Origin of the sequence: Sinorhizobium medicae, assembly GCF_007827695.1 — a bacterium.
Lineage (GTDB): Bacteria > Pseudomonadota > Alphaproteobacteria > Rhizobiales > Rhizobiaceae > Sinorhizobium > Sinorhizobium medicae.
This window is the reverse complement of sequence record NZ_VITA01000002.1, coordinates 178,576-204,945: the sequence shown is the minus strand read 5'-3', so window position 1 is coordinate 204,945 and position 26,370 is coordinate 178,576. Positions and strand designations below refer to the sequence as shown.

Here is a 26,370-nt window from a genome sequence, read left to right as displayed (position 1 = left end):
AAAATCTTCCCCGGAGTCAGCAATGCCCCACACTCTTCCGGAAACGGAACTGCATAATCCCCAGAGCACCAAGCCGCCGCTCGACCCGCATCTGAAGGCGCTGGAGAACGAAGCGATTCACATCTTTCGCGAGGTCGCGGCCGAGTTCGAGCGACCGGTGATGCTCTATTCGATCGGCAAGGATTCGTCCGTCCTGCTGCATCTTGCGCGCAAGGCCTTCTATCCGGGCCGCGTCCCCTTTCCGCTCCTGCATGTCGACACCGGCTGGAAGTTCCGCGAGATGATCGCGTTTCGCGATGAGATTGTCCGGAAATACGATCTGGACCTCATCGCCCATACCAATCCGCGCGGCGCAGCCGAAAACATCACACCGTTCACCCATGGGTCGGCGCTCTATACGGACATCATGAAGACGGAAGCGTTGCGCCAGGCGCTCGACGCGGGCCAGTACGACGCCGCATTCGGCGGCGCCCGCCGCGATGAGGAGGCAAGCCGTGCCAAGGAGCGCATCTACTCCTTCCGCACGCCCGATCATCGCTGGGATCCGCGCAATCAGCGCCCGGAACTCTGGAACGTCTATAACGGCATGATCCGCAAGGGCGAGAGCGTGCGCGCCTTCCCTCTGTCCAACTGGACCGAAGTCGACATCTGGCGCTACATCCAGGCGGAAGAGATCCCGATCGTGCCGCTCTATTTTGCTAAGAAGCGCCCCGTGGTGGAGCGCGACGGCATGATGATACTCGCCGAGGATCGGCGCCTCGAACTGCTTCCGGGCGAGGTCAAGCGCGAGGAGGTCATCCGCTTCCGCACGCTCGGCTGTTTCCCGCTGACGGGCGCGATCCGCTCCAATGCGACGACGCTCGACGACATCATTGCCGAACTTGAAACCGCGACCGTCTCCGAACGTCAGGGCCGCGCGATCGACCGCGACCAGGCCGGTTCGATGGAAAAGAAGAAACGCGAAGGATATTTCTGATGACCGCACCGGCAGCAGCAGGCGCAGCCCTGGACCAAACCATCGTTTCCCTCCCGGTGCAGGAAACCGCTCGGGTCGTGCGCGACACGCGCCCCCTTCGCCTCATCACCTGCGGCAGCGTCGATGACGGTAAATCGACTCTGATCGGGCGGCTACTCTGGGATACCAAGGCGGTCAAGGAAGACCAGGCGGCAAGTCTTCAGCGCGATTCCAGCGGCAAGCAGAACGATCTCGGCCTCCCGGATTTCGCCCTTCTTCTCGACGGCTTGCAGGCCGAACGCGAACAGGGCATCACCATCGACGTCGCCTATCGCTATTTCGCGACCGACAAGCGCTCCTTCATCGTCGCCGACACACCCGGCCACGAGCAGTATACGCGCAACATGGCGACCGGCGCCTCGACAGCGGACCTTGCCGTGCTGCTCGTCGACGCCCGCGTCGGCCTTTTGGAGCAGACCCGGCGCCATGCGACGATCGCGACGCTGATGGGCATCCGCCAATTCGTGCTCGCCGTCAACAAGATCGATCTGACGAACTACGACCGCGCCCGCTTCGACCAGATCTCGCACGAGTTCCGGGAATTGGCTCTCTCGCTGGGAGTGCGCCAGGTCACCGCAATTCCGGTCTCGGCGCTCAGGGGTGAGAACGTCGTCTATGACGGACGCGCATCCATGCCCTGGTATGACGGCCCAACGCTGATCGAGGTTCTGGAACTTGCCACCACCCGCTCAGCCCAGACCGTGGGCTTCCGCCTGCCGGTGCAGCGCGTGTCGCGCCCGGGAGAGAGCTTCCGCGGCTATCAGGGTACTGTTGCCGGTGGCGCGGTGAAGCCCGGGGACTCCGTCGTCATCCTCCCGTCCGGCATGGTCGCCAATGTCACCAAGATCGTCACCTTCGATCTCGTGCGCAATGCGGCAGTTGCCGGCGACGCGATCACACTCGTGCTCGACAGGCAGGTAGACGTTTCCCGCGGCGACGTGATCGCGTCGATCGACAGCCAGCCGATGACGGGTCTTGCATTCGACGCGCAGCTGGTGGCGCTGCAGCCGGAGGGCATCCAGCCGGGCAAGCGCTATTGGCTGAAATCCGGCAGCCGGCGCCAGCGCGTGCAGGTGCAGCCGGTGAGCCAGCTCGAGCTGAAGAGCGGCAAGTGGAATCACGCCGACGAGCTGCCCATGAACGCGATCGGCAAGGTGCACCTGGCCTTCGACGAACAGGCGATCTTCGACACCTACGAGCAGAACCGTACCACGGGTGCCTTCATCCTGATCGATCCGGACACCAACAACACGGTGGCCGGCGGCATGATCACCGCCAAGCGCGCGGCACTGGGCGGCATCCACACCGAAGAGCGCCGCGTAATCCTGTCGCTGCCGGCCGACCTCGCCGATCAGCTCATGGCGACGGAGCTTTTCGCCAGCCGCCGCGAAGATGTCGAGGTGCGCCGCGTTTCTGCCGGCAAGGCAGTGGGCATCATCGACTCGATCGATGGTTGACCGAGAGGTTCGTCGATGGTGAGAGGGGCCGCGAGGCCCCTTTTTGCTACCCGCTTTTTGCGAAAGGCCGGTCCGAAAACGCGTGCCCCGCGCGATTGGCGGGTTATCGCGGACGATCAACGTGTTGTCCTCGACATCGTCGAGATCGGCTCTCGCGACAGCGTCTACGAATAGTGGAGTCTATTACGCAGAGCATCACCACCCCGGGCGGCGAAACCCTCGTCGTCCTTCCCAACGCTGAGTATGGCTGGCGAGAACGCGGTCAAGGTCTGGCGCTCCCATCGCGGCATGGCCGCTCGGGAACTGGCAAAAAAGGCCGGGATCAGCGCTCCGTATCTCTCCGAAAGCAAGAGCGGGAAGAAGGATGGAAGTCCTTTCGCCGTGAGGAAGATTGCAGATGCTCCTTCCGTTGATCTCGACGATTTGGGGTAATTGGCGTTCAGGCGCGCCGCTCGATCGTAGCGAGATCGAGCGTCAGTGGCTGCGGATCGGCATGGCTCCACAGCTGATAGCCGACCACGCTGCCAAGGATCGTTATCCAGATGAGAATTTCACGGGGTGTGAAGATCGGTTCCTTCGACATCGCTGCCTCACGGGTTGCATTTCAAGCATATTCGCTCCGATTGTTCACTCCGATAAGACGGAATTCCGAGAACAGCCTGTTTCCCTGTGAACGATAGAATGCGTGGTAACCCCTTGGCGAGACGTTGCCTGTTGTGGCGAGGCGGTTGCGCTATTGGACAGGAAGATCTGAATCCGCGCGAGCAATCCGGCTAAAAAGCCGGGATTAAACAACAAGTGAGGGATTTTTTCAGCTGGTCGGAGTGGAGTGATTCGAACACTCGACCCCCACGTCCCGAACGTGGTGCGCTACCAGACTGCGCTACACTCCGTGACCAGCGGCGCCTCTATAGAACAGCATTTTTGATTTCACAAGCGCCTAACTCAAAAAAGACCCTTGGACGCTCAAAAAATTCGGGTCGTCAGCAAGCGCCCACATGACCGGAATAGGGCGTTTCTGCAACGCTGTCCAATTTCCTCGGCCGCGCTGTCACGAGCCGATTTTCTTTCGCGGCTTTTGGGGTTAGAGCCTCGGCGGACTGCAAGGAAAACCGGGGGATGCCGGCCTTCCGTGCCGCAGGTTCACGTTACATCTAAGGGACAGACACATGAATTTCCGCATGATGACGGCGGGCGCCTTCGGGCTGCTCCTTGCCGGATGCACGACAACGACGGGGATCACGAGAAACGCGGTCGAGGCACGCTGGCTCGGCCAGCCGGCCGGCCCTTTCTTCGCTCAGTTCGGCCCGCCTCTCTCCGACGTCGAATCCGGCAGCAACACCGTCTATGGCTGGAAGGGCGGCTATAAGACGCGAAGGATCCCGGCCGAATACGAAAAAACCGCCGACGGCAAACGCGGCAAGCGGATCTCCGCCCCCCGCACGGAGTATCTGAGCTGCTCGGTTCAGCTCACCGTCTCCTCGGACTACGTTATCCGCGCGATCCGCATCGTCGGCGACCGAAAGCGTCAGAGCGGCCCCAGCTGGTGCGAAGAGTTCCTCGGCGGAGCGAAAGCGGAGTAGGCCTTCTCGCGAGCCCCTACTGCATGTTTTCCTATAACCGGATCCGGTTGAAGAACGAAAACATGCAGCAGATCAAAGTGCTACAGCGACCTTTGTGCGTCCGATAAGACGCACGGCGCAATATGTGTTTCGGCCCGCTTTCGATGGTCAGCGGGCCGCTTGCACAATCAGGAGATCTCAGCTCTCCATGCCGCAATGTCATTCGTCTGCGGCATCCGCCGGGCTTTTCTTACGCTTCGCACCGGCTTTTGCCGCGGGAGAAGGAGCGGTCGCCGGGGCGGCAGCGCGGGCGCCGACCAGGTCGCGGACCAATCCTTCTATGCTCGCCAGGTCGCGAAGATGGATGTCGCGCTGGCCGAAGGGCATCTCGATTTTTTCCTCCCGAAAGCGTTTCGCTATCTCGAAACGCATATCGCTCGCCGCGCCCGCATCGGCGTTGATGTTGCCGACGTGGCAGAACAAGGTGAACTGCAGGGCGTCGGCTCCGAAATCGGTGAAGGAAACGAACGGCTCCGGAATTTGCAGGACGCGTGGATTGTCCTTTGCGATCTCCAGCAACACCCGTTTTACCTGCTCCGGGTCCGAATCATAGGAGACCCCCACGGGAATCTTCAGGCGCGCTGAGAAGTCGCCATGCATCCAGTTGACCACCTGGCCGCTGATAAGATCGGCATTGGGTACGATCACCGTCACATTGTCGAAGGTCTGGATCTGGGTCGCCCTGACGCTGACGCGCTGGACGATCCCCATGTTCTGGCCGACCTCGATGCGATCGCCGACTTTGAAGGGCCGTTCGGCGAGGAGAATGATACCCGAAACGAAATTGTTGACGATGGACTGAAGGCCGAAACCGATACCCACGGACAGTGCGCTTGCAACGATGGCGACGTTCTGAAGGTTCAAGCCCGCATAGGAGAAAGCCACTAGCCCGGCGATCGCCGCCCCGATATAGCCGACCCCGGTGTGGATCGACGTCCTCAGTCCTGTGTCGAGGCTCGTTTGCGGCAGGAGCCGGCCGTCGAGCCATCTCTGGAAGCCGCGCGTGGCGACGATTACGATGATGAAGACGACGATAGCGCCGAGAATGGCGGATGGCGAGAAGGAAAAGCCGGCGATCTCGAAACCGAAAAAGGCGGAAGTGAAGGTGCCGACCAGGTCCTCCGACTGGATGCCCCACGGCGCGAGAAGAGCCATTACGGCAATCATCAACACGACCAGCCGCGCGAAACCTGCGAGAATCACGCCGATCTGGCTTATCGTGTTGATCTTGAGGCCGATCGCCTGCCGCATGAAGCCGCCGATCCGCGTCTGGACGGAAAACCCGTATGAAATCGCCTCATCCGCCAGGCGCAGCATAAGCACCACGCTCATCAGCACCGCCGTCGTGAAGACGATCTGCAGCGCGGCAAAGCGGCCAAAGGCTACAAAGCCGGCGAGTGGCGCAACGACGGTCAGCGCCGCGACCGCCCAGGTCACCGGAATGAGCAGGCGCCAGGCCGAACTCGTTCTCTGCGTATCCTCGTCGTTTTCCTCGCGGGCCACGAATCTGAGCGCCACCATGGCGAGAATGCCGAGCGTGATGGCGCCGAGGCCTTGTGCCGCAACGGCAAAGGACAAGGGCGCATAGGTAGCTTTCAGGAAGGCATCGAGGGCAAGGCCGCCGGCATTGACCACTGCCATCGCGACGATGACGGGGAGCAGCCGCTCGGCTGCCGCATCGGTAATATCGACGAGCCGCCAGCTCGGCCGTTCGGGCGCGAGCACAGCAATTGAAAGGCCGTAAAAAAAGGATGCGAAGGTCAAGCCGAAAAAAACCGGTCTGAGGACCGTCGCCAGATCGACAGGAAGGACCCTCAGAATGGACATCGCCTGATAAAGCATGAAGAAGGCGATTGCCGGGATCAGGAGGTTGGCAAGTGTGATGGCTGCTGCCGCGGTCGCCTTGGCGAGCCTGGACGGGTAGAGCACCGAAGGATCGCGGCTCGTGCGCCTGGACAGCCAGCGTCGGCCCGGTGAAAGGAGAAAGGCGGCGAAGCCGACGACAACGACGAGAATGCCGGCGGCCGAACGGCCGGTGCGCTCCACCAGGACGCCGAACCAATGCCCGACGACGCGGGACTGATTTGCGAGCGTCTCCGGGGTCGCGGCGGCCAGTTCGAGCCAAAAGGATGGATCGGCAAGGCTTTGCGATCGCTGCAGGATGGAGCTTGTAAAGAGGGCGCGCCGCCGTTCACCGATAGCATCGATATCCTGCTGCGCGCGAAGAGCGATGAGATCCGCCTGCTGCACGACCCCCTGCAGCCCGGCCGCCTCTGATTGCAGCTGCGCCTGCTCGAGCTTGATCGCTTCGGTCTGATTTCGGGCAGCCTGCTCATCGGCCGGCTTCAACTGATCGATGCGTTGGTTGACCACCTGCAGCCGTGGCTGAAGGCTCACCTTGAGCCCGGCAGCCTGCACGGGGATCTTGGCGAGCTGGCTGCGCAGTTCGGACAGGGTGGCCTCGTCAATGCTCTCGGCCTGAAGGGCGCGCTCCACGCGCTCCAGTGTCGCCTGCCACGCATCGATACGCGCCTGCTGCTCCGGAAAAGCTTGCGGTGGCACTTCGGGCACCGCATCCGCCCGGGTCTTTTCCTGGGCTTCGGTTGGCGCGCCGGCTTCCGGTTTTGTTGCGTCCTGGGCAAAAGTTACTGATGAAAATGCCAGAAAGAACGCGAGGAATAACCATCGAAGCCATGTGCTGGGGCAACGGACCTGGTCCAAAGCTCTTTCGAAGGCCGGGCCCGCCGCAATCGTGCGACGATGGGGGATCCGCATGCTCGTCATTATCAGTCCTATTCCACTTGCTTCATCGTATGTTGGCCGGGCGTGGCAAAGCCGAGCCTGTGATTTTGCAGGGGAACAATAGTTTTGCCGGCCGAAATATCCAACCCGCCTCGCCAATAAATTGGCGATGACGCGTCGACACAACCTGGATTGGTAGCGGCGCACCCCGAAAGCCCGCATAAACGGCGGACGCGACGCAGCGCCGTTCGACTCACCGGTCACTGTGCAGAGAGACTTGGCTGGGGCGCCTGGATTCGAACCAGGGAATGGCGGTACCAAAAACCGCTGCCTTACCGCTTGGCTACGCCCCAACTAAACTGGCCAACGAAACTGGCCAATGAAACCGGCAGGAAATCACTTCGCCAAATCGAGCGCCTGATTAGCAAAGCTCGTGCGCGCTCACAATGCTTAACTTTGTTTCCTGCGCAGATTTATCTCTTTACGGTTCTGGCCGCAATCTTGGGCTCACAGGACGTAGTTTCCTCCGTTTACCCTTTGGCCTATGGTCGGACTGCCCGCCAGGCCAAATGCAGAAGAAGGCCCAGATACATGAAAGCTCCGGAATTCGAACTCGATTTCAGGCCCGCCCACGGCGAGGCGGTGCGCGTGGCCAAGGGTGTGCAGCGCATAACGGTCAACAATCCCGGTCCCTTCACCTTCCACGGCACAAATACCTACATCGTCGGCCACAAGTCGGTCGCCGTGATTGATCCGGGCCCGGACGACGACGCGCATTTCCATGCGCTGATGAATGCCCTTCAGGGGCGCGAAGTGACGCATATCGCCGTCAGCCACACACACAGCGACCACTCACCACTCGTCCGCAGGCTTGCCGGGGAGACAGGTGCGACGGTCGTCGGCGAAGGCCCGCACCGGGCGGCCCGGCCATTGCATGCCGGCGAGGTCAATCCCTTCGCCGAAAGTTCGGACATGGACTTCGTGCCCGATCTCGCGCTTCCAAACGGCGCACGCGTCGAAGGCGACGGCTGGAGTCTGACGGCGGTGGCGACGCCGGGGCACACGGCCAACCACCTGGCCTTTGCGCTCGATACAACAGACATCCTTTTTTCAGCCGATCATGTGATGGCCTGGGCGACGAGCATCGTCGCACCGCCGGATGGGTCCATGGCCGAATACATGGCCTCGCTCGACAAGCTGCTCGAGCGCGACGACCGGCTCTATTTGCCCGGGCACGGCGGCCCGGTCAACGAGCCTGCCTCCTTCGTGCGGGCACTCAAGGCGCATCGCAAGATGCGCGAGCGTGCAGTGCTCGAACGCCTGCGCGCGGGCGACCGCCACATCGCAGACATGGTGAAGGTGATCTATGCCTCGACCGACCCGCGACTGCATGGTGCAGCCGCACTCTCTATGCTCGCGCATATCGAGGACCTCATCGAACAGGGCCGCGTCGAAACCGAGGGGCCGCCTGCGCTAAACAGCGTTTACCGGCTGGCATGAGGGCTGCCGGTACCCGGCGCCTCAATTCATCGTAACCCTCGACGTTCATGGTATTAAATCGACCCGGCCGCGTGACCTAGTCTCCTGCAATCCCCAGGAGCTCGGCGTCGAGATCGCGCAGGAACTCCTCCGCGAACATCGCTCCCATGCCAAGGTCATGACGGCCGTAGCGTGAGGCCACGCGCAAATCTACGAAGGTGGTTTCTGCTTCTTCGCGCAACCTGATGAGTACGTCGAAGCGGAACCCGACGATCAGGCTCCGCCACTCGCCTTGCAGCACGACGTCGCTGGATCGCCTTCCCGGCATGCCGCCGTCGAGCAGTTGTGCGGGGCGTGCGGTCGGAACGGGTATGACGTTCGGGCCCGCATTCGCATCCGCGCCTGCCTCAGGCCGAACGGCCAAGTCTTCCAGATCGGCCTGCGCATTGTCGACGCCGAACTCTGCGGTAGTGGCAACTCGCGTATGCTCGACAACCTTGCGCACCCCCTGGAATACGCGGTCGAGCGCCCCTTCATAGCGCCGGCCGGTAAGCCCCGGATAGGCTTCGACCTGCGCCTGGCGGTCTTCCGGCGCCACGGCACGCTTGCGCCCGAGCCAGGTTTCCGCCGTTGCCGGGGTCCTGATCCAGGGTGGCGGCGTGACCGTGTCTGTACTGACCTCATAAAGTGCCGGCCGAGTCAGGTATTGCACCGCCCCGTAGCCGAGGAAGCAAAGCGGAAGTGCCGCATAGATGAGTGCCGAGACGGAAGCGGTGCCGCCGATCGCCGCCACCTGCCAAAGGCGCGCAAGTCCGATCGTTGCCAGCACGACGGCAAAGAGAGCGAGGGCTCCGGCGGCCAGCGCCATCGCCAGAAAGTGTGGCGTCGTCAGAGGGCCGAAACGATGCGACAGCAGCGACAGCAGAAAAATGATGAAGGCGATGCGGGCGATGCGGCGCGCCCAATGGGCCGCGTAGGAATAGGGACGCTCGTATCGGACAATCATCTAACGGAATCAATCTCCGAGGCGGAAAAGGACCTCGCCTTTCTTAGACCATGCCTCCGGCGGTGCAAACCTGTATCTTTCGGTCCAGAGCGGATCGAGATCGGCGCCGGAGACGAATAAGACGACGCGGGTGGAAATCAAGGCGGCACCACTCACGCGCGTGCCGCAAAATTGCCATCCTCGTTAACCACCTATTCATGTTAACTATTTCGGCAGCGACCTTTGCGCGTCTGAGACGCCGGCCGCCGCAGGCATCTGGAGTCACAGGCTGTCGTCGCCGGCAAAAGGCCCGGCGAAACAACGGAGAGACATCATGGCCGCACCTCAGTCCAGCATGGACATTGCCCTCCCCGCCCCGCCACCTCCGGCCGGCGAAACAGCGATCCCCATGGCGCTTCTCGAGTTGGAGCTTTCACTCGACCGTTTTTCCGGGAAGAAGGAGGATTTCGTCGGCTTCACTCACAAGGTGGCTGACGACATAGGCGCCGAGTTGCTCTTCATCCTTCCGGCATCGGGCCTTGTCGATGATTGTGCGACGATCGCGGCGGTCCGTCACGGCCAGGCGGAGGACAAGACACCAATCATCCTGTTCATCTGTCTTGCTCAGGACGGTACCACACTGCGCGTGGAGCAGCCGAGCGAACGCACGGCCGGCCTCAGAAGCTTCGCCGAATCCTTCGTCGGCGTCCTCGAGCGGATGTAACCACCACACGCGCGGGCGGCCAATTGACCAGTCATGGGCACCGGCGCATGATAGCGGTCCGATTGAATCGCTCTCACGGACTTCATCTCATGCGTTGCGTCATCATGCCTGCCATGCACCGGAATGCCGCCGATCTCTGTCCCCGCAAATGGGTGCCGATCAGGAGGTAAATATGAGGACGATGACGACAAGACTGCTCGGCCTCGCAGCCGCGGGACTTCTGCTGGCCGCGTGCCAGACGATGTCGCCGCAGGAAAGGCGGGCGCGAGATGAAAATACCTGCGCCTCCTACGGTTTCAGGAGAGGCACGGACGCTTTCGCAACCTGCCTGCAACGCATTGACCTCGACCGCCGCGCTGAATCGCGCGCTTTCCGATATGACAACGACGTCTTCCTGCACGGTCCGTATTATTGGCGTTGACCGGCTCTGCCGGTCGCAAACTCAGACTGGAGCAGGCCAAATGAGGGGGATCGCCGTCACGTGTGGGATCAGCTCGCTGCCAGAGCTTGAACCTTGGCGGCGTCGCGGCCGTTGATCGTCGCTTGCGCGGCCGCAAGTCTCGCGATCGGTACCCGAAAAGGGGAGCAGGACACGTAATCCAAGCCCGCCTCTTCGCAGAAGCGTATCGAGGCGGGATCGCCGCCGTGTTCGCCGCAGATACCGAGTTTCAAGCCGTTCTTCGTCCGCCGCCCCCGCTCCGCCGCGATCTGGATCAATTCGCCCACGCCTTCGAAGTCGAGCGAAACGAAGGGATCCTGCTCGATGATGCCCTTCTGCTGGTAAGTGGCCAGGAACAGGGCGGCGTCGTCACGCGAAATGCCGAAGGTCGTCTGCGTCAGATCGTTGGTGCCGAAAGAAAAGAAGTCGGCTGACTCGGCGATCGCGCCCGCCCGCAGCGCTGCCCGCGGCAGCTCGATCATCGTGCCGATCAGGTAATCGATGTTCACGCCGGCCTCGTCGATGACCTCATTGGCGACAGCCTCGATGCGAGCCTTTACATAGTCGAGCTCGGCGCGCAGCCCGACAAGCGGCACCATGATTTCGGGAACGACGGCGGCGCCGGTATCCTCAGCAGCCTTGACCGCCGCCTCGAATATTGCCCGGGCCTGCATCTCGGCAATCTCCGGATAGGAAATCGCAAGGCGGCAGCCGCGATGCCCGAGCATCGGATTGAACTCATGCAAGGCATCGACCCGCTGGCGCAAATCCGCCGGGTCGAGCGCCAACCCGCGCGCAACCTCTGCGATCTCTTCGTCGGTCTTCGGCAGGAACTCATGGAGCGGCGGGTCGAGAAGACGGATCGTAACCGGCAGTCCGTGCATGATGGAAAAGAGCTCGACGAAGTCTGAACGCTGCATCGGCAGAAGTTTGGCAAGTGCGGCACGCCGGCCCGCCTCGTCTTCCGCCAGGATCATTTCACGCATCACATTGATGCGGTCGTCCTCGAAAAACATGTGCTCGGTACGGCAGAGGCCGATGCCCTCGGCACCGAAGGAGCGGGCGGCGCGGGCATCGGCAGGGGTCTCTGCATTTGTTCGCACGGTCATGCGGCGGCTTGCATCGGCCCATTGCATGATCTTACCGAAATCGCCTGAAAGCTCCGGCTGCAGCATCGGGATTTCACCCTTCAGCACCTGGCCCGAGGAGCCGTCTATGGTGATCACGTCTCCTTTCTTGAGCGTTACGCTCGCGGCGATCAGGAGCTCGTTTCGCTGATCGACGCGGATGCTGCCCGCGCCCGACACGCAAGGGATCCCCATGCCGCGGGCGACGACGGCCGCATGGCTCGTCATACCGCCCCGCGTCGTCAGGATGCCTTCGGCAGCATGCATGCCATGAATGTCTTCCGGGCTCGTCTCCACCCGGACAAGGATGACCTTGCGGCCCTCCTTGACGGCCTGTACCGCCTCGTCAGAGGTAAAGACGATCTCGCCCGTCGCCGCGCCCGGCGAGGCCGGCAGGCCGGAGCCGATGATGTCGCGGCGGGCGTGGGGGTCGATAGTCGGATGCAGAAGCTGGTCGAGCGAAGCAGGATCGATGCGCGCAACGGCCTCCTCCTTGGAAATCAGCCCCTCCTCTGCCATGTCGACGGCAATCTTCAGCGCTGACTTGGCCGTCCGCTTGCCGGAACGCGTCTGCAGCATCCACAGCTTGCCGCGCTCGATCGTGAATTCGATGTCCTGCATGTCGCGATAGTGTCGCTCGAGTGCGTTGCAGATCCTTTCGAACTCGGCAAAGGCCTCCGGCATCAGCTTTTGCAGGGACGGCTTGTCCGAACCGGATGCGATACGGGCTTCCTCGGTTATGTTCTGCGGCGTGCGGATGCCGGCGACGACGTCCTCGCCCTGAGCATTGACGAGAAACTCGCCATAAAGCTCTTTTACGCCGGTCGAGGGGTTGCGCGTGAAGGCGACCCCGGTCGCGGAGGAATTGCCGAGATTGCCGAAGACCATGGCCTGCACATTGACGGCGGTGCCCCAGCCGGCCGGTATGCCGTGAAGATGGCGGTAGGTAATGGCGCGCGGGTTCATCCAGCTGGAAAAGACGGCACCGATCGCACCCCAGAGCTGGATTTCAGGTTCCTGCGGAAAAGGCATGCCGAGCACTTCCTCGATAGCCTCCTTGTAGCGCGCGATCACGTGCTGCCATTCGACGGCGGAGAGTTCCGTATCCTGCTCGTGGCCGAGGCGCGCCTTCTCATCTTCCAGGATTTCCTCGAAGACTTCGTGATCTACCCCCAGCACCACATCGCCATACATCTGGATGAAGCGGCGGTAGCTGTCCCAGGCAAAGCGCGCGTCGCCGGCATCGTGCCCGAGCGCATGCACGGACTGATCGTTGAGGCCGAGGTTCAGGACCGTGTCCATCATCCCCGGCATGGACGCACGCGCGCCTGAACGGACCGACAGAAGCAGCGGACGATTGGTATCGCCGAAGACGCGTCCAGTGATTTTCTCCATCCGGGCGATGCCCTCACGGACCTGCTCGCGCAATCCCTCCGGCATGCTGCAACCGTTCTCGAGATAGCTGTTGCAGGCGGCCGTGACGATCGTCAGACCAGGCGGCACCGGCAGCCCGAGATTGCACATTTCAGCGAGATTGGCACCCTTGCCGCCCAGCCGGTCGCGATCTTCCGCACTCCCTTCGGCCTCTCCCGCGCCAAAGGTATATACCCATTTCGCCATGCCTGTTCTCCACCCGAAACAGTCGTCTAGAGCGGGATGAGGAAAGGTGTGCACGGTTTTCCGCCCGCATCCCGCTCTAACGTATTAATTCGATCACGATGCCTTTGGTCGAGTCGACCCGAAAGCAATCGTGATCCAGAGCAATTCCAGGAAAAGTGCGTAGCGGTTTTCCGTTCGGAATTGCGGAAAAACAAAAGATCACAGCAATCCCGCAATTCGGAGAAAAGCGGAAATGCTCCATCACGATCTACAGTATATGTTCGAGGCTGAAAATGCACTCGGCGAAGATTTTTGTTGCAGTGCATCAAATTCGCGATCCGCGACGGCGCGGCGGAAGAACCGCCTCAAACGGCTTCACGCATGCGCTCCGCCGTCTGCAGATCGACCGAGACGAGCTGCGAAACGCCCTGCTCCGCCATTGTGACTCCGAACAGGCGGTTCATCCGGGCCATTGTAATCGGATTGTGGGTGATGATGACGAAACGGGTCTCAGTCGAGAGAGCCATTTCGTCCATCAGGTTGCAATAGCGCTCGACATTGTGGTCGTCGAGCGGCGCGTCCACCTCATCGAGCACGCAGATCGGCGCCGGATTGGTGAGAAACACCGCAAAAATCAGCGCCATGGCGGTCAGCGCCTGTTCGCCGCCCGAAAGCAGCGTCATCGTCTGAGGCTTCTTGCCAGGCGGACGGGCAAGAATTTCGAGCCCGGCTTCCAGAGGATCGTCGCTTTCGATGAGTTGCAGTTCCGCGGTGCCGCCGCCGAAGAGATGCGTGAAAAGCCGCTGGAACTGCACGTTGACCACATCGAAAGCGGCGATCAGCCGCTCGCGTCCCTCGCGATTGAGGTTCTGAATGGCGCTTCTCAACCTGCGGATTGCCTCGATGACGTCGTCACGTTCCTTGAGCAGCGCCGCGAGCCGCTCCGAAAGCTCCTTCTGCTCCTCGTCGGCGCGCAGGTTGACTGCGCCAAGCCGTTCCCGCTCGATCTTCAGCCGCTCGACTTCCCGTTCCACACTGCGCATGTCGGGTAGGGCCTCGTTGGCGGCAAGGCCGGTCAGCCGCATCACTTCATGGGGGGCGCAGGAAAGTGCTTCGAGAATGCGCGCCTCTATCTCGAGCCGCCGCTCGCGCGCCGAAACAAGCCTCTCTTCGGCACGGCCGCGCTTCTCACGTGCCTCGGCCAGCTCCGAAAGCGCAGTGGCGGCCTGGCGGTCCGATTCGCGCTGGCGGCTCTCCGCTTCGGCAAGGTTGTCGGCCGCCTCGCGACGCGATGCTTCCGCCTTCTGCAACTCGATCATCAGGGCGCGGCGCTTCTCGTCGAACGCGTCAGGGGCTTCGAGCAGTTCTTCGACCTCTTCTTGCGCTTCCGCCTCCCGTTCGCGAAGCGTCGCAATGTGATTCTCGGCGCTCGCCGCCCTGGCGCCCCAGGTCTCCCGCTCCCCGGCAATGGCCATAAGCCGCCTGTGCCGCTCGTTGTTTTCGCGCGCAAGACCGTCATGGGCGGCGCGAGCCTCGGCCGCCGCCGCACGGTCGGTGGCGACTTCGGCTGTCCGATCGCTCAGATGACGGTCGAGCTCTGCTGGGTCCGGCTGATCTGCGAAGGCCTCGTTGGCGACCTCGATCTGCTCGGCGATCTCCTCCGCCTGGCCCTCGATCTGAAGCTTGGTCTCGGCGAGAACCGCGCGTCGGCGCGCAAGATCGCCGGAGGCTCGCTCGGCGATGGCCAATGCGTCGCGCGCTTCGGCGAGCTGCCGGGCGCGCATGCGCTGCGCCTCGCGCGAAAGCCTCAGGCGCTCGTCCTCGCCGCGAATGCGGGCACCGGCAGCCGCGAGGTCCGCCTCTGCCTTCGACAAAGCCCCGCTCGCCGCCTCCGCTTCACCCTCGAGCTCAAAGAGCCGGTTCTTCTGGGCCAGCCTCAGGGCTGCGGCGCTGGGCGCCTCCGAGCCGGCAACATGGCCGTCCCAACGCCAGACTGCGCCTTGCCTCGTCACCAGCCGTTGCCCGGCCCTCAGGAAGGGCAGCAGTTGCTCCGCCTCATCTTCACTCTGGACGAGTCCGATCTGCCGTAGCGTTCGCCTCAGCGCCTCCGGTCCCTGGACGAAATCGATCAAAGGCAGGACACCGGATGGCAATGCCGGGTCGTCCGCATCATCGCCCGGCATGCGCCAGTGTGCCGGCGCCGCCTGTTCCAGGGACGAGTCCAGATCGTCGCCAAGCGCCGCACCAAGCGCCGCCTCGAAGCCGCGCTCGACTTTCAGGCTCTCCACGACGGCCGGAAAGGTGCTGGCGCCAGCCGCCTCGAGCATGCGGCGGATCGTTCGTGCCTCCGTCTCGATGCCGTTCAGCCGCGCCCGGGCCTGATCGACCGGCGGGCGTGTGGCGGTTTCGGCGGCGCGGGCTTCGGCAAGGCTCTCCTCGACGGCGGAAACCGCTGCCTCAGCCTCCTCCATCGACGCCTCCGCATGCTCCACTTGCTCTCTCTTCTCGTCCGGGTCGGGAAGGCTCGCCATCCGACCGTCGAGATCGTCGAGTTCGCGCGCCTGATCCGCGAGCTGCCGCGCAAGTCGCGCCTGGCGCTCGGAAAGATCGCGCAGCGCTCTCTCGATCTGGTTGCGCGCCGCCTGCGCCTCGGCCCGTTCGGCCGTAACGCGAGCAAGTGCGCCTTCGCTTGCGGCAAGCTTTTCGTTGGCCTCCTCGAGCCTTTCCCGCGCCTCCAGGCTACGATCGTCCGCCTCGGCCAGCGCGTCTCGCAGTTCCTCCTCCTCCTGATCGAGGCGGGCGAGAATGCCGGCATTGTCGGCGACCAGCCGCTCCTCGCGGGCGATGTCCTCCGACAGTTGCGCCAGCCGCCGCTGCAGCTCCTCCCGGCGCCGCAGGATCCGGCCGGCATCCTCCTCAAGCTGCGCACGCGCAATTTGCAGGCGCTGCAGCGCCGCTGCGAGCTTCGCTTCATTCTGGCGCAGTTCCGGCAGCTTGAGGCTCGTAATTGCCTGCGCTTTGGCCGCTTCCATCTGCGACTGCGCCGTCTCGGCAACAAGTGCAGTGACCTGGTTCAGCTGACTGGTCGCCTCGGCTTCCGCCTCCTTGGCCTGAATCCAGCGGATATGGAACAGGATGGCCTCGTGCCGGCGGATTTCGGCCGACAGCATCTTGAAGCGGTTGGCCTGGCGCGACTGGCGCTTGAGGCTTTCGATCTGGCTTTCAAGCTGCGAGGTGACGTCATCGAGTCGCTCGAGATTCGTCTCGGCAGCCTTCAGGCGCAGCTCCGCTTCGTGACGGCGCGAATGCAGGCCGGAAATACCGGCCGCCTCTTCGAGCAGTTGACGGCGCGCCTGGGGCTTGGCGGCGATCAGCTCGCCGATGCGCCCCTGGCCCACCATTGAGGGCGAGCGGGCACCGGTGGACGCGTCGGCAAACAGCAACTGCACATCCTTGGCGCGCGCCTCCTTGCCGTTGATGCGGTAGACCGAACCCTGCTCGCGCTCGATGCGGCGCGTCACCTGAATCTCGTCGCTATCGTTAAAGGCTGCCGGGGCGGTCCGGTCGCTATTGTCTAGATAGAGACCGACCTCGGCCGTATTGCGCGCCGGACGATTGCCGGATCCGGAAAAGATCACGTCATCCATGCCGGAGGCACGCATGTTCTTGTAGGAGTTCTCGCCCATTACCCAGCGGAGCGCCTCGACGAGATTGGACTTGCCGCAGCCGTTCGGGCCGACGACTCCGGTAAGCCCACGTTCGATGATGAACTCCGTCGGTTCGACGAAGGACTTGAAGCCGAGCAGGCGCAGCTTGGTGAACTTCATGCGGGGTACTCTGGGGTGGACGGCGTATGTCCATACCCCCCTCTGCGAGGCCTATACCCCCCTCTGCCCTGCCGGGCATCTCCCCCGCAAGGGGGGAGATCGGCAAGTGGCAGCGTCTCGCTCCACCAACGCCCTTTTATCTGGAGGGCGGAGAGGGCCTGTATCGCAATCTTCGATGCTGACTTTGTGTGAAGCCTTGCTTCCGGCCGACCTCCCCCCTTGAGGGGAAGATGCCCGGCAGGGCAGAGGGGGGTGAGCCACAAGCGCTTCACTCAGTCGCCCCCTTCCCGATCACACGGACAATATGCTCGCACACGTCGTTCACATCTCGCAGCACGTCATCGTTCCAAAAGCGCAGAACCGTCCAGCCCCGCGCTTCGAGACGCTGCGTACGCCGCCGATCGCAATCGGCTTCCTCCGCTCCGGCATGCTGCGACCCATCGATCCCGACGATCAATCGATGCTCGGCGCAGGCGAAATCCACTATGTAACCAGCGATCGGAACTTGCCGGCGAAAATCAAGCCCCATCAGCCGATGCGCGCGCAGTTCGTTCCAGAGCTTTACCTCCGCCTCCGTCATCGCACTGCGCATGCGGCGCGCATTGTCGCGAGCTTCCGGCGATACGTCAGCATGAGGCATGGCGAAGCCCCGCGAATGCGCGATACGAAAAACGGGCGCACGGCTACCGCCGTCGCCCGTCGGATTAAAAAGCGAAGGATCAGAGCTTGCTGTCGATGAGGGCCGACATAACGTCAACCGACATGTCCCCCGAATAGTGCTCACCATTGACGAAGAAGGTCGGTGTCGACTTGACGCCGAATTCCTTGGCGCCCCTCTGCATCACGGCATTCACATCATCCAGAAGTTTTTGGTTCGTCAAGCAGGCCTCGAAGCTCTCCTGTGTAAAACCGGCAAGTTTCGACAATTGCAGCAGTGCATCGCGGCCGTTCTGCGCGGCCGCCCACTGTTCCTGCTGTTTGAACAGCATGGAAATCATCGGGAAATATTGCCCTTCCGGTGCGCAACGGGCCAGCATGAAGGCGGCGGCGGCGCGCGGGTCGAACGGGAATTCGCGGACGATGAAGCGCACCTTGCCGCTGTCGACATATTTCGTCTTGATCGCATCGAAGGTGTCGTTGTGGAAATTGGCGCAATGCGGGCAGGTCATCGACATATATTCGACGATCGTGACCGGCGCGCTGGCCTCTCCCAACGCCATCTCCGGCAGCGCGCCGGGCTCGAGAAGCTTCGCCGCGTCGACCGTTCCCTCCGGCGTCGGCAATTCCACCTTTGCGGCAGGGGTCGATGCCTGCGCCACTTCCGCCGCTGGCTTCGCCTCGCTCAAGGCGGCTGGTTTCGCAGCCGTCGAGGCGGTGGTCGTCGTATCCGGGGTAGCCGTCGTCTCCGTGGGGGCCGTCGAGGCAGCCTCCTGCTTTTCATCGCTGCAGGCCGCAAGCGCCAGAGCGAGCATTGCAACGGCGACGCCGCTCAGCAGGCGTTTCGGAAGGCTTATTTGGGAAGCGGACATGGAGGGGACCCGTGTTCTACTCGAGGAAAATTAAAGCGTGGTTTCGATAACTTGCCGCGTGCAGGGCGACAAGAGGGGGCGTTTCAACAGAGTTCAAACAATTGTGACCGTCAGCGTCGTTTTGGCGACAGAACGGCCGTCCCGAGCCGCTTCAACGCCGCCTTCAAAGCCTCGCTCTCGACGCCCTCCATCATGGTTTCCAGCCGCCGGGCAGCTTCCCCGACCAGCGGTTTCGGTCGACTGTAGCGCTTGGGAGGCGGCGCGACCGGCTTCTGCACGATGCGCAGCTGACCGATCGCATGGAAGCCGAAGAACCCGTTGATCCGCTGGATAAGTTCGCCTTGAGCATGCGTCAGGAAAAGCGCCCGGGCGCCCTCGCAGGCCACCGTCAGCACACCCGGTTGATGGCCGCCTTCGCCGGTCATTTCGGAAGCGCGACGCGGCCAGGCAATCTTCTCCGGCCGGGTGCAATCGGCAAATTCCGATCCCGCGATCTCGTCCCACGAACCGAGCAGCATCGTATTGATGCCGGCACGCTTCGCCAGCACCGGATCAATCAGGCCATTGGCGACTTCGCTGATCTGAACGACGCCCCGGCGGGACTTTCCTTCACTCACGGAACGACTTTCTGTTTGCAATTGCGATCGGTGCCTTGCAGCTCTGCCTGCCGCATGTTTCCCTGCGCGGAGCGATCAAGCTTTTCAAAGTATAAGCCCGAATAGGACTCCCCTGCAAATGACGCCCGAACCGGCGACGGACGCCGCTGCCCTTCTCCTCGGCTGGTACGACCGGCACCACCGCGACCTGCCGTGGCGGATCTCGCCACCGATGGCGCGAAAAGGCGCAGTTGCCGATCCCTACCATGTGTGGCTGTCGGAGGTGATGCTTCAACAGACCACGGTGAAGGCGGTCAAGGCCTATTTTCAGAAATTCCTCGCCCTGTGGCCAACGGTCGGCGACCTCGCCGCAGCGGATACCGAGGATGTGATGAAGGCCTGGGCCGGCCTCGGATATTACGCCCGCGCGCGCAATCTGAAAAAATGTGCCGAAGCGGTCGTCCGCGATCATGGCGGCCGTTTCCCGGATCGAGAAGAGGAACTGAAGGCGCTGCCGGGGATCGGCGACTACACCGCCGCAGCCATCGCCGCCATCGCCTTCAACCGAAGAAGTGCCGTTCTCGACGGCAATGTCGAGCGCGTGATCTCGCGCCTCCATGCCGTCGAAACGCCGCTGCCGGCGGCGAAGCCCGAAATGCGGGCTCTCGTCCACACCCTGACGCCCCTCGGCCGGCCGGGGGACTTCGCCCAGGCGATGATGGATCTCGGCGCGACGATCTGCACGCCGAAACGGCCCGCCTGTTCGCTCTGTCCGTTCCGCGCCGATTGCCGGGCGCTGAAAATCGCCGACCCGGAGACGTTCCCGCGCAAGGCCCCAAGGAAGGAGAAGCCGCTGCGGCTTGGTGCCGCCTTCGTCGCGATCGACGACTGCGAGGCGGTCTATCTCCGCAAGCGGCCGGAAACGGGTCTCCTTGGCGGCATGACCGAGATCCCGGGTACGGAGTGGACCTCACGCCGCGACGGCGACACTTCGGTCGACGCTCACCCCTTCCCCGCGCCCTGGGAGCCGTGCGGGACCGTCAGTCACGTCTTCACGCATTTCGAGTTGCGCCTCTCGGTGTTTCGAGCCAGTGTCGTGCGAGTCAGTGAAGGGGGAGCCGGCGCGGGAGCGGCACCGGCTGGGACGAGCGGATGGTGGGAGCCGCTCGACTCCCTGAAGGCGCAGGCCCTTCCGACCGTCATGAAAAAGGCGATCGCCAAGGCTATACCGCACGCGTTCGCAGCGGGATAAATGACGAGGCACCTTGCTGCTCCATTTCGTATCCCAAGCAAGAGGATCCACAGGAACAACAATGAACAGCGTCGACATCCGCCACATCGTTTTCGACATCGGCAAGGTGCTGATCCATTACGATCCGAACCTCCCTTTCTCCCGCCTCATCCCGGACGAGTCGGAACGCAACTGGTTCTTCGCCAATGTCTGCACCTCGGACTGGAACATAGAGCAGGACCGCGGCCGTTCCTGGCAGGAGGCGGAAGCCCTCCTCATCCGCGACTATCCGGACCGGGCAGATCACATCCGCGCGTTTCGCCGGCACTGGCATGAAATGGTGCCGCACGCCTATGCGGAGACGGTCGGAATCATGGAAGGCCTGATCGCCGATGGCTGGGACGTGACGATGCTGACCAATTTCGCCTCGGATACCTTCCGTGAGGCGCAGAAGCTTTATCCCTTCCTGACCCTGCCGCGCGGTGTCACAGTCTCCGGCGATGTGAGGCTCATCAAACCGGATCGCGCCATCTATCAGACTCATGCCCGGACGTTCGGCCTCGACCCGGGCGCGACGCTCTTCATCGACGACAGCCCGGCCAATGTCGAAGGCGCGCGGGCGGCCGGCTGGCACGCGGTTCAGTTCACCGATCCTGACAAGCTGAAACGTGACCTTGCTGCCTATGGCGTCCAGCCCTCGGACCACGCAGCACCTTCCCTGATTGCGGCTGACGCGCCATAACCGCCCTATGGGCTGCCATTCATACAAACGCCCGGAATCCTCTTCGGATTCCGGGCGTTTAAAGCGCGCTTTCCGGGACTGAAGGTACGAAAACCGGAGGCGGCGCCTATCGAAGACCGCGGCGGAACTGGTTGATCAGTTCAGTTTTGCCAGGTCGTTTCGAATGACGGATCTGAGCTCGTCGATCGGCTTCAACACGCTTCCGTCTTCGAAGTGCCAGAAGGTCCAGCCATTGCAGGCGTCGAGGCCTTGCACTTTCGCGCCAAGGCGGTGAATGGAGCCAGCCTCGCCACCGGACGCCAGCGTGCCGTCGGCGCGAACGATCGCGCTGTAGCGGCGCTTCGCGTCCGTCAGAACCGTGCCGGGCTTGATGAGCCCGCTTTCGATGAGCGTGTTGAAGGCGACACGCGGCTCGGCTTTCTTGCCGGTCATGACGGAAAGCGTCGCTTTGCCGAGAGGCTCGACAGCCGCGATGCGTTCGGCGGCTGCATCGATATAGTCCTGTTCGCGCTCGATGCCGACAAAGTGCCGGCCGAGGCGCTTTGCGACTGCCCCGGTGGTGCCGGAGCCGAAGAAAGGATCGAGCACAACGTCGCCGGGTTTGGTCGAGGCCATCAGAATGCGGGCAAGCAGCGCTTCCGGCTTTTGCGTCGGGTGCACCTTCTTGCCGTCGTCTCCCTTCAGCCGCTCCGAACCGGAGCAGATCGGGAACAGCCAGTCGGAACGCATCTGAACGTCGTCATTCGCCGCCTTCATCGCCTCATAATTGAAGGTGTACCCCTTTGCCTTGGCGTTCGGCGTCGCCCAGATCAGCGTTTCATGAGCGTTCTGGAAGCGGCGCCCCTTGAAGTTCGGCATCGGGTTGGTCTTGCGCCAGATGATATCGTTCAGAACCCAGAAATGCAGGTCCTGAAGGATTGCGCCGACCCGGAAGATATTGTGGTAGGAACCGATGACCCAGAGCGTGCCGGTGGGCTTCAGCACGCGGCGGCAGGCGAGCAGCCAGGCGCGGGTAAAGGCGTCATAGGCTTCGAAGGACGCAAACTGGTCCCAGTCATCGTCCACCGCATCGACCAGCGACTGATCAGGCCGGTGCAGCGTGCCGCCGAGTTGGAGATTATAGGGCGGGTCGGCGAAGACGACATCGACCGAATTGTCGGGAAGAGCATTCAGCGCGGCCACGCAATCCCCCTTGATGATGCTGTCGAGCCAGTTCAAAGGACGGGCGGCACGGGAGATTTCGGCAAGCGAAACAACTGAGGACATTGGCAACTCGCAAATACGCTTACTCGGACTGTCTATGGGCGTATGGTTACCGAAGTTGGTTACCAAAGCCTGAAGGAGGATGGAAAAAATTGCGCCGCCGCAGCGGCGCTCTGCCGTTCGTGCCGCTTGCCCTGCAGTCATACTTCGCCTAACATCGAAGTATGAAGGAAGGTCCGGACATAGCTTTGATCGGTTCGTTGATCGGCGATCCTGCGCGCGCGAATATGCTGACCGCCCTGATGGGCGGCCAGGCGCTGACAGCGACCGAGCTTGCGGCACAAGCCGGCGTCACGCTGCAGACGGCCAGCTCGCACCTGGCCAAGCTGGAGGCGGGCGGCCTGCTGACTCAGCGAAAACAGGGCCGGCACCGCTATTATGCCCTGAGCGAGGACGAGGTCGGCCTGATGCTCGAGAGCCTTATGGGTTTCGCCGCCGGAAAAGGTCTGACGCGGTCGCGGCCCGGACCGAAGGACCCGGCGCTGCGTAAAGCGCGTGTCTGCTACAACCATCTCGCTGGCGATTATGGCGTGCGGATGCTGGACAGCCTGATCGCCGCCAGGCAAATCGAAATGACAGATGACGACGATCTGGCGCTGACCGATGCGGGGCGGATCCGCGTCGAGTCGCTCGGGGTCGACTACGCCGCGCTCAGGAAATCCCGTCGGCCTATCTGCCGCACCTGTCTCGACTGGAGTGAACGGCGGTCGCATCTGGCCGGTTCGCTCGGAGAGGCACTGCTGACGCTCTTCATTGAAAACGGCTGGGCGAAACGGGAGCAGAACAGCCGGGCGATCCTCTTCACGGCGGCGGGCGAAAAGGCGTTTCTTGAACTCTTTCCCCGATGATTCATGATTATCCCGGACGGGAATCGCCGAACGGAGCGATACGGCCGGAATGCGCCGCAATCTTCAGTTACAGGCCCCTCCATCAGGTTGAGCTTTGATCCGCCATCGTATAAAGCTGCGGCGACCCCATTTTCCGCGCCGCTTTTCAGCCCCTCCCCTGCCGGCGGCGCCTTTCTCCCAAGGAAGCGACTTATGACCGGTATCGACCTCATCATCTTCGATTGCGACGGCGTGCTCGTCGACTCGGAAATCATCGCCTCGGAAGTCGAGGCCGCATTGCTGACGGAGGCGGGCTATCCGATCAGCATCGAGGAAATGTCAGAACGCTTTTCCGGCATGACCTGGCGCGACACATTGCTAGCGGTCGAAAAGGAAGCGAGCATTCCTCTTTCCGCGTCGCTGATCGACAAGGTGGACGCCATTCTCGACATGCGCCTCGCCCGCGACGTCAAGATCATCGAAGGCGTGCGGCCGGCGCTCATGCAATTGACGCTTCCGCATTGCGTCTGCTCGAACTCCACCTCCGAACGGCTTGCGATGATGCTCGGCAAGGTCGGCATCAAGGATCATTTCGGCAAGCATATCTACTCCGCGCGCGACCTTGGCCCGGATCGCGTCAAGCCAAAGCCGGACATTTTCCTGCACGGGGCAGCCCAGTTCGGCATCGATCCGGAACGCGTTCTGGTCATAGAAGATTCGGTTCACGGTGTTCATGGCGCCCGGGCCGCGGGAATGCGCGTCGTCGGCTTCACCGGCGGTTCGCATACGTTTGCAGCCCATGCGGACAATCTGACGGAAGCCGGCGCCGAGACGGTCATCTCGCGAATGGCGGCGCTTACCGGCGTGATTGCCGCACTTGGGGAATGGTCGGAATCGATGACGGCCTGAAGCGGCGGTAAGACAGCGTGAGGAATCCGTACTCCATCAGACGCGCATGGACTTCCTGCGAGAATTGGCGGATTTTCAGAAAGCGCGTGAGAGCCTATCAAGCAACCCCCGAAGAGGGGAATTTTCCAGGAGGAAACAGACTATGCGTCTATCATTATTGAGGGGAATGACCTTGGCCGCCGGCGTCGCTTTCGCGCCGCTCGCCCACGCCGACATCACCATCGGCGTCATCACGCCGCTCACCGGTCCCGTTGCGGCCTTTGGCGAGCAGGTCAAGAACGGCGCCGAGGCGGCAGTCGAAGCGATCAACAGCGCCGGCGGCGTCAATGGGGAGAAGCTCGTCCTCAAGATCGTCGACGACGCGGGTGAACCCAAGCAGGCCGTTTCCGTCGCCAACCAGCTGGCGGGCGAAGGCGTACGATACGTCGTCGGTCCGGTGCTCTCCGGTACGTCGATGCCGGCATCCGACGTACTGGCGGAAAACGGAATCCTCATGGTCACGCCGACGGCGACCACGCCCGACCTTACCACCCGTGGTCTGTGGAACGTGCTGCGCACTTGCGGACGCGACGATCAGCAGGCGGTCGTCGCCGCCGATTACGTCGTCAAGAACTTCAAGGACAAGCGCGTCGCGGTGCTGCACGACAAGGGCGCCTATGGCAAGGGCCTTGCCGACGGCTTCAAAGCTGCGATCAACGCAGGCGGCATTACCGAGGCGGTCTATGAAGGCCTGACGCCGGGCGAGAAGGATTTCGGGGCGATCGTCACCCGCCTGAAGGCCGAGAAAGTCGACGTCGTCTATTTCGGCGGCTACCATGCAGAAGGCGGGCTGCTCGCTCGTCAGATGCATGACCAGGGTGTCAAGGCACAACTCCTCGGCGGTGACGGCCTGTCCAACACCGAGTACTGGGCAATCGGCGGCGAAGCCGCAACCGGCACCATCTACACCAATGCAAGCGATGCCACGCGCAACCCGGCCGCCGCACCGGTAATCGAGGCTCTCAAGGCCAAGAACATTCCGGCGGAAGCTTTCACGCTCAACGCCTATGCCGCCGTTCAGGTCCTCAAGGCAGGCATCGAGAAGGCCGGTTCGACCGAAGATGCGACCGCGGTGGCCACCGCCATAAAGTCCGGCGAGGCCATCGACACCGTCATCGGAAAGCTGACCTATGGCGAAAGCGGCGATCTCACCTCGCCGAGCTTCTCGCTCTACAAGTGGGAAGGCGGACAGAGCGTCGCGGTCGAATAAGCCGTCGCTGACGGAGAATTGCAAACGCCGGGGCAGTATATACTGCCCCGGCGTTTTGCTCTCTATATGAGATGATCCCGGCGAACTTTCCGCTCCTCCGGCCTGGCGGCCACCTTCTCCCCGCTCGAGAAGAGTGAGAGGAGCAAGCCTCGCGCCAGCTTCTTCATTACTTCGTCCGATACGGACCTTCATCGAAACCGACGAAGACCTTCGCCTCGGCGCCGGCACCGGCCGGTAGCGTTACATCGGCCTTCGTAAAGACGAATTGGGTGGTGCCTGCCGGCACTTCGACCGGGAATTGGGTCAGTTCCGAATAAAGCGTCGTGTCGCCATCCGTGGCGGCGACTCGGATCGGCAGGGTCACCTTACCCGGCCCACCGGCGGGACCGGCGACGACACGCCCCTGAACGACGACCGTCATCGTCAGCTTGTCCGCGCTCTGCACGCACTGGCGCGTCGAATTGGCAAGCGAGGCCTGGTAGACGATCTTGCTCGGATCGTCTTTGGCACCCTTCGCATAGGTACGGTAGGACGAGGTACCATCCCGGAGGCTGATCGGCGGGCAGGCCGCCTGTATCACCGCAGGCGTGGGCGCCGCCGCGCTTCCGCCGGCGTCGATGGCGCCACCCGTCTGCGTCTTGTTACAGCCTGCAGCGGCCAAAAGGAGGGAAACTGCGAGAACACGGCGAGTTACTTTGCCAGACACGTTGCACAACCTCTACTGAACGGATGAATTTCCGGACCGCGATGGCTTCGGCTTGGAGCAAGCCACATCCGCCGCGGTCGGCTTCAACAGGCGAGAGCCTGAGACCCCCTCGGGCCAAGTTAAGCTTTGCGCCGAAAACGGCCGGAGACCTTTCTTGACCTTCGGGCATCGTCTATAGCAGCGGCGAAATGAAAAATCGACCGGTCCACGCTCCCCAGGCGAAATTTCGGAAAACGATGTGAAATTGCCATGGTGACAAGAACGGCCGCGCGATTTGCCGGGGATTGAAGCAAAAGCGCCTG

22 protein-coding genes and 2 tRNA genes are annotated in these 26,370 nt (G+C 62.5%); 12 read left to right on the top strand and 12 right to left on the bottom strand.

Translation table 11 applies throughout. The features are described from left to right. The first annotated feature begins 22 nt into the window (after positions 1–22). The 3 genes from cysD (at position 23) to FB009_RS33740 (ending at position 2,904) form a co-directional block, all read left to right on the top strand. Positions 23–976, top strand: a complete 954-nt coding sequence (gene cysD, locus FB009_RS04270; protein WP_011974760.1) for a sulfate adenylyltransferase subunit CysD — start codon at positions 23–25, stop codon at positions 974–976. Continuing rightward, positions 976–2,472 (top strand): sulfate adenylyltransferase subunit CysN, encoded by a 1,497-nt coding sequence (cysN, locus tag FB009_RS04265; RefSeq protein WP_018208802.1) that lies wholly within the window; start codon positions 976–978, stop codon positions 2,470–2,472. The genes cysD and cysN overlap by 1 nt, the downstream gene beginning before the upstream one ends. 243 nt (positions 2,473–2,715) lie before the next feature. Further along, entirely contained in the window at positions 2,716–2,904 is a 189-nt protein-coding gene (locus tag FB009_RS33740) for a helix-turn-helix domain-containing protein (RefSeq protein WP_011974758.1), read from the top strand. Positions 2,905–2,911: 7 nt separating this feature from the next. Here FB009_RS33740 and FB009_RS04255 read toward each other — a convergent pair whose 3' ends face one another. Then, a complete protein-coding gene (locus tag FB009_RS04255) occupies positions 2,912–3,055 on the bottom strand; it encodes a hypothetical protein (protein WP_011974757.1) in 144 nt (47 codons plus the stop codon). A 233-nt stretch (positions 3,056–3,288) separates the two neighbouring features. Then, a tRNA-Pro gene (locus tag FB009_RS04250) sits at positions 3,289–3,365 on the bottom strand. Positions 3,366–3,641: 276 nt separating this feature from the next. On the opposite strand from FB009_RS04250, the gene FB009_RS04245 reads away from it, so the two are divergent. Next, positions 3,642–4,055 carry a hypothetical protein gene (locus FB009_RS04245; RefSeq protein WP_011974756.1) on the top strand — a complete coding sequence of 138 codons (414 nt, stop codon included), beginning with the start codon at positions 3,642–3,644 and terminating at the stop codon, positions 4,053–4,055. 198 nt (positions 4,056–4,253) lie between these two features. Here the strand turns inward: FB009_RS04245 and FB009_RS04240 are convergent, their stop codons facing one another. Both FB009_RS04240 and FB009_RS04235 read right to left on the bottom strand, forming a co-directional pair. Then, positions 4,254–6,878 (bottom strand): mechanosensitive ion channel family protein, encoded by a 2,625-nt coding sequence (locus tag FB009_RS04240; RefSeq protein ID WP_127580382.1) that lies wholly within the window; start codon positions 6,876–6,878, stop codon positions 4,254–4,256. Between the two features lie 236 nt (positions 6,879–7,114). Then, positions 7,115–7,189 (bottom strand) — tRNA-Gln (locus FB009_RS04235). Between the two features lie 238 nt (positions 7,190–7,427). Here FB009_RS04235 and FB009_RS04230 point away from each other — a divergent pair. Beyond that, entirely contained in the window at positions 7,428–8,336 is a 909-nt protein-coding gene (locus FB009_RS04230) for an MBL fold metallo-hydrolase (protein WP_011974754.1), read from the top strand. 76 nt (positions 8,337–8,412) lie between these two features. On the opposite strand, the gene FB009_RS04225 is transcribed toward FB009_RS04230, so the two are convergent. Next, positions 8,413–9,321 carry a DUF1499 domain-containing protein gene (locus tag FB009_RS04225; protein WP_011974753.1) on the bottom strand — a complete coding sequence of 303 codons (909 nt, stop codon included), beginning with the start codon at positions 9,319–9,321 and terminating at the stop codon, positions 8,413–8,415. Positions 9,322–9,634: 313 nt separating this feature from the next. Here FB009_RS04225 and FB009_RS04220 point away from each other — a divergent pair, with 313 nt between their 5' ends. Both FB009_RS04220 and FB009_RS04215 read left to right on the top strand, forming a co-directional pair. Then, positions 9,635–10,024: a hypothetical protein gene (locus FB009_RS04220; RefSeq protein ID WP_011974752.1), complete on the top strand. Its 390-nt coding sequence runs from the start codon at positions 9,635–9,637 to the stop codon at positions 10,022–10,024. A gap of 172 nt (positions 10,025–10,196) precedes the next feature. Then, on the top strand, positions 10,197–10,445 hold the full coding sequence (locus FB009_RS04215) for a hypothetical protein (RefSeq protein ID WP_011974751.1): 249 nt from the start codon (positions 10,197–10,199) through the stop codon (positions 10,443–10,445). 68 nt (positions 10,446–10,513) lie between these two features. On the opposite strand, the gene ppdK is transcribed toward FB009_RS04215, so the two are convergent. From ppdK to FB009_RS04185, 5 genes are all read right to left on the bottom strand, one after another. Beyond that, positions 10,514–13,210 carry a pyruvate, phosphate dikinase gene (gene ppdK / locus FB009_RS04210; RefSeq protein ID WP_011974750.1) on the bottom strand — a complete coding sequence of 899 codons (2,697 nt, stop codon included), beginning with the start codon at positions 13,208–13,210 and terminating at the stop codon, positions 10,514–10,516. Positions 13,211–13,554: 344 nt separating this feature from the next. Then, positions 13,555–17,016, bottom strand: coding sequence for a chromosome segregation SMC family protein (locus tag FB009_RS04205; protein ID WP_145161463.1), 3,462 nt, complete (start codon positions 17,014–17,016; stop codon positions 13,555–13,557). Between the two features lie 268 nt (positions 17,017–17,284). Further along, the gene (locus tag FB009_RS04195; protein ID WP_011974748.1) at positions 17,285–17,656 is read right to left on the bottom strand and encodes an endonuclease domain-containing protein; all 372 of its coding nucleotides are present in this window, start codon (positions 17,654–17,656) and stop codon (positions 17,285–17,287) included. A 79-nt stretch (positions 17,657–17,735) separates the two neighbouring features. Next, positions 17,736–18,545 carry a DsbA family protein gene (locus tag FB009_RS04190; protein WP_011974747.1) on the bottom strand — a complete coding sequence of 270 codons (810 nt, stop codon included), beginning with the start codon at positions 18,543–18,545 and terminating at the stop codon, positions 17,736–17,738. A 110-nt stretch (positions 18,546–18,655) separates the two neighbouring features. Then, positions 18,656–19,162: a DUF721 domain-containing protein gene (locus FB009_RS04185; protein ID WP_011974746.1), complete on the bottom strand. Its 507-nt coding sequence runs from the start codon at positions 19,160–19,162 to the stop codon at positions 18,656–18,658. Between the two features lie 118 nt (positions 19,163–19,280). Between FB009_RS04185 and mutY the strand changes: the two genes are divergently transcribed. Further along, positions 19,281–20,393, top strand: a complete 1,113-nt coding sequence (gene mutY / locus FB009_RS04180) for an A/G-specific adenine glycosylase (RefSeq protein ID WP_011974745.1) — start codon at positions 19,281–19,283, stop codon at positions 20,391–20,393. Between the two features lie 61 nt (positions 20,394–20,454). Further along, the gene (locus FB009_RS04175; protein WP_011974744.1) at positions 20,455–21,114 is read left to right on the top strand and encodes an HAD family hydrolase; all 660 of its coding nucleotides are present in this window, start codon (positions 20,455–20,457) and stop codon (positions 21,112–21,114) included. A gap of 135 nt (positions 21,115–21,249) precedes the next feature. On the opposite strand, the gene FB009_RS04170 is transcribed toward FB009_RS04175, so the two are convergent. Continuing rightward, a complete protein-coding gene (locus tag FB009_RS04170; RefSeq protein ID WP_024311935.1) occupies positions 21,250–22,380 on the bottom strand; it encodes a site-specific DNA-methyltransferase in 1,131 nt (376 codons plus the stop codon). Between the two features lie 161 nt (positions 22,381–22,541). Between FB009_RS04170 and FB009_RS04165 the strand changes: the two genes are divergently transcribed. The 3 genes from FB009_RS04165 (at position 22,542) to FB009_RS04155 (ending at position 25,362) form a co-directional block, all read left to right on the top strand. After that, positions 22,542–23,225, top strand: coding sequence for an ArsR/SmtB family transcription factor (locus FB009_RS04165; RefSeq protein WP_011974742.1), 684 nt, complete (start codon positions 22,542–22,544; stop codon positions 23,223–23,225). 192 nt (positions 23,226–23,417) lie between these two features. Beyond that, positions 23,418–24,113 (top strand): HAD family hydrolase, encoded by a 696-nt coding sequence (locus FB009_RS04160; protein WP_011974741.1) that lies wholly within the window; start codon positions 23,418–23,420, stop codon positions 24,111–24,113. A gap of 142 nt (positions 24,114–24,255) precedes the next feature. Next, on the top strand, positions 24,256–25,362 hold the full coding sequence (locus tag FB009_RS04155) for a branched-chain amino acid ABC transporter substrate-binding protein (protein WP_011974740.1): 1,107 nt from the start codon (positions 24,256–24,258) through the stop codon (positions 25,360–25,362). A 166-nt stretch (positions 25,363–25,528) separates the two neighbouring features. On the opposite strand, the gene FB009_RS04150 is transcribed toward FB009_RS04155, so the two are convergent. Further along, entirely contained in the window at positions 25,529–26,068 is a 540-nt protein-coding gene (locus FB009_RS04150; protein ID WP_011974739.1) for a hypothetical protein, read from the bottom strand. Positions 26,069–26,370 lie beyond the last annotated feature (302 nt).

Excerpts from the sequence above, each read along its gene's own strand:
- cysD (WP_011974760.1), top strand. The coding sequence starts at position 23 with ATGCCCCACACTCTTCCGGAAACGGAACTGCATAATCCCCAGAGCACC.
- cysN (WP_018208802.1), top strand. The coding sequence starts at position 976 with ATGACCGCACCGGCAGCAGCAGGCGCAGCCCTGGACCAAACCATCGTT.
- FB009_RS33740 (WP_011974758.1), top strand. The coding sequence starts at position 2,716 with ATGGCTGGCGAGAACGCGGTCAAGGTCTGGCGCTCCCATCGCGGCATG.
- FB009_RS04255 (WP_011974757.1), bottom strand. The coding sequence starts at position 3,055 with ATGTCGAAGGAACCGATCTTCACACCCCGTGAAATTCTCATCTGGATA.
- FB009_RS04245 (WP_011974756.1), top strand. The coding sequence starts at position 3,642 with ATGAATTTCCGCATGATGACGGCGGGCGCCTTCGGGCTGCTCCTTGCC.
- FB009_RS04240 (WP_127580382.1), bottom strand. The coding sequence starts at position 6,878 with ATGACGAGCATGCGGATCCCCCATCGTCGCACGATTGCGGCGGGCCCG.
- FB009_RS04230 (WP_011974754.1), top strand. The coding sequence starts at position 7,428 with ATGAAAGCTCCGGAATTCGAACTCGATTTCAGGCCCGCCCACGGCGAG.
- FB009_RS04225 (WP_011974753.1), bottom strand. The coding sequence starts at position 9,321 with ATGATTGTCCGATACGAGCGTCCCTATTCCTACGCGGCCCATTGGGCG.
- FB009_RS04220 (WP_011974752.1), top strand. The coding sequence starts at position 9,635 with ATGGCCGCACCTCAGTCCAGCATGGACATTGCCCTCCCCGCCCCGCCA.
- FB009_RS04215 (WP_011974751.1), top strand. The coding sequence starts at position 10,197 with ATGAGGACGATGACGACAAGACTGCTCGGCCTCGCAGCCGCGGGACTT.
- ppdK (WP_011974750.1), bottom strand. The coding sequence starts at position 13,210 with ATGGCGAAATGGGTATATACCTTTGGCGCGGGAGAGGCCGAAGGGAGT.
- FB009_RS04205 (WP_145161463.1), bottom strand. The coding sequence starts at position 17,016 with ATGAAGTTCACCAAGCTGCGCCTGCTCGGCTTCAAGTCCTTCGTCGAA.
- FB009_RS04195 (WP_011974748.1), bottom strand. The coding sequence starts at position 17,656 with ATGCCTCATGCTGACGTATCGCCGGAAGCTCGCGACAATGCGCGCCGC.
- FB009_RS04190 (WP_011974747.1), bottom strand. The coding sequence starts at position 18,545 with ATGTCCGCTTCCCAAATAAGCCTTCCGAAACGCCTGCTGAGCGGCGTC.
- mutY (WP_011974745.1), top strand. The coding sequence starts at position 19,281 with ATGACGCCCGAACCGGCGACGGACGCCGCTGCCCTTCTCCTCGGCTGG.
- FB009_RS04175 (WP_011974744.1), top strand. The coding sequence starts at position 20,455 with ATGAACAGCGTCGACATCCGCCACATCGTTTTCGACATCGGCAAGGTG.
- FB009_RS04170 (WP_024311935.1), bottom strand. The coding sequence starts at position 22,380 with ATGTCCTCAGTTGTTTCGCTTGCCGAAATCTCCCGTGCCGCCCGTCCT.
- FB009_RS04165 (WP_011974742.1), top strand. The coding sequence starts at position 22,542 with ATGAAGGAAGGTCCGGACATAGCTTTGATCGGTTCGTTGATCGGCGAT.
- FB009_RS04160 (WP_011974741.1), top strand. The coding sequence starts at position 23,418 with ATGACCGGTATCGACCTCATCATCTTCGATTGCGACGGCGTGCTCGTC.
- FB009_RS04155 (WP_011974740.1), top strand. The coding sequence starts at position 24,256 with ATGCGTCTATCATTATTGAGGGGAATGACCTTGGCCGCCGGCGTCGCT.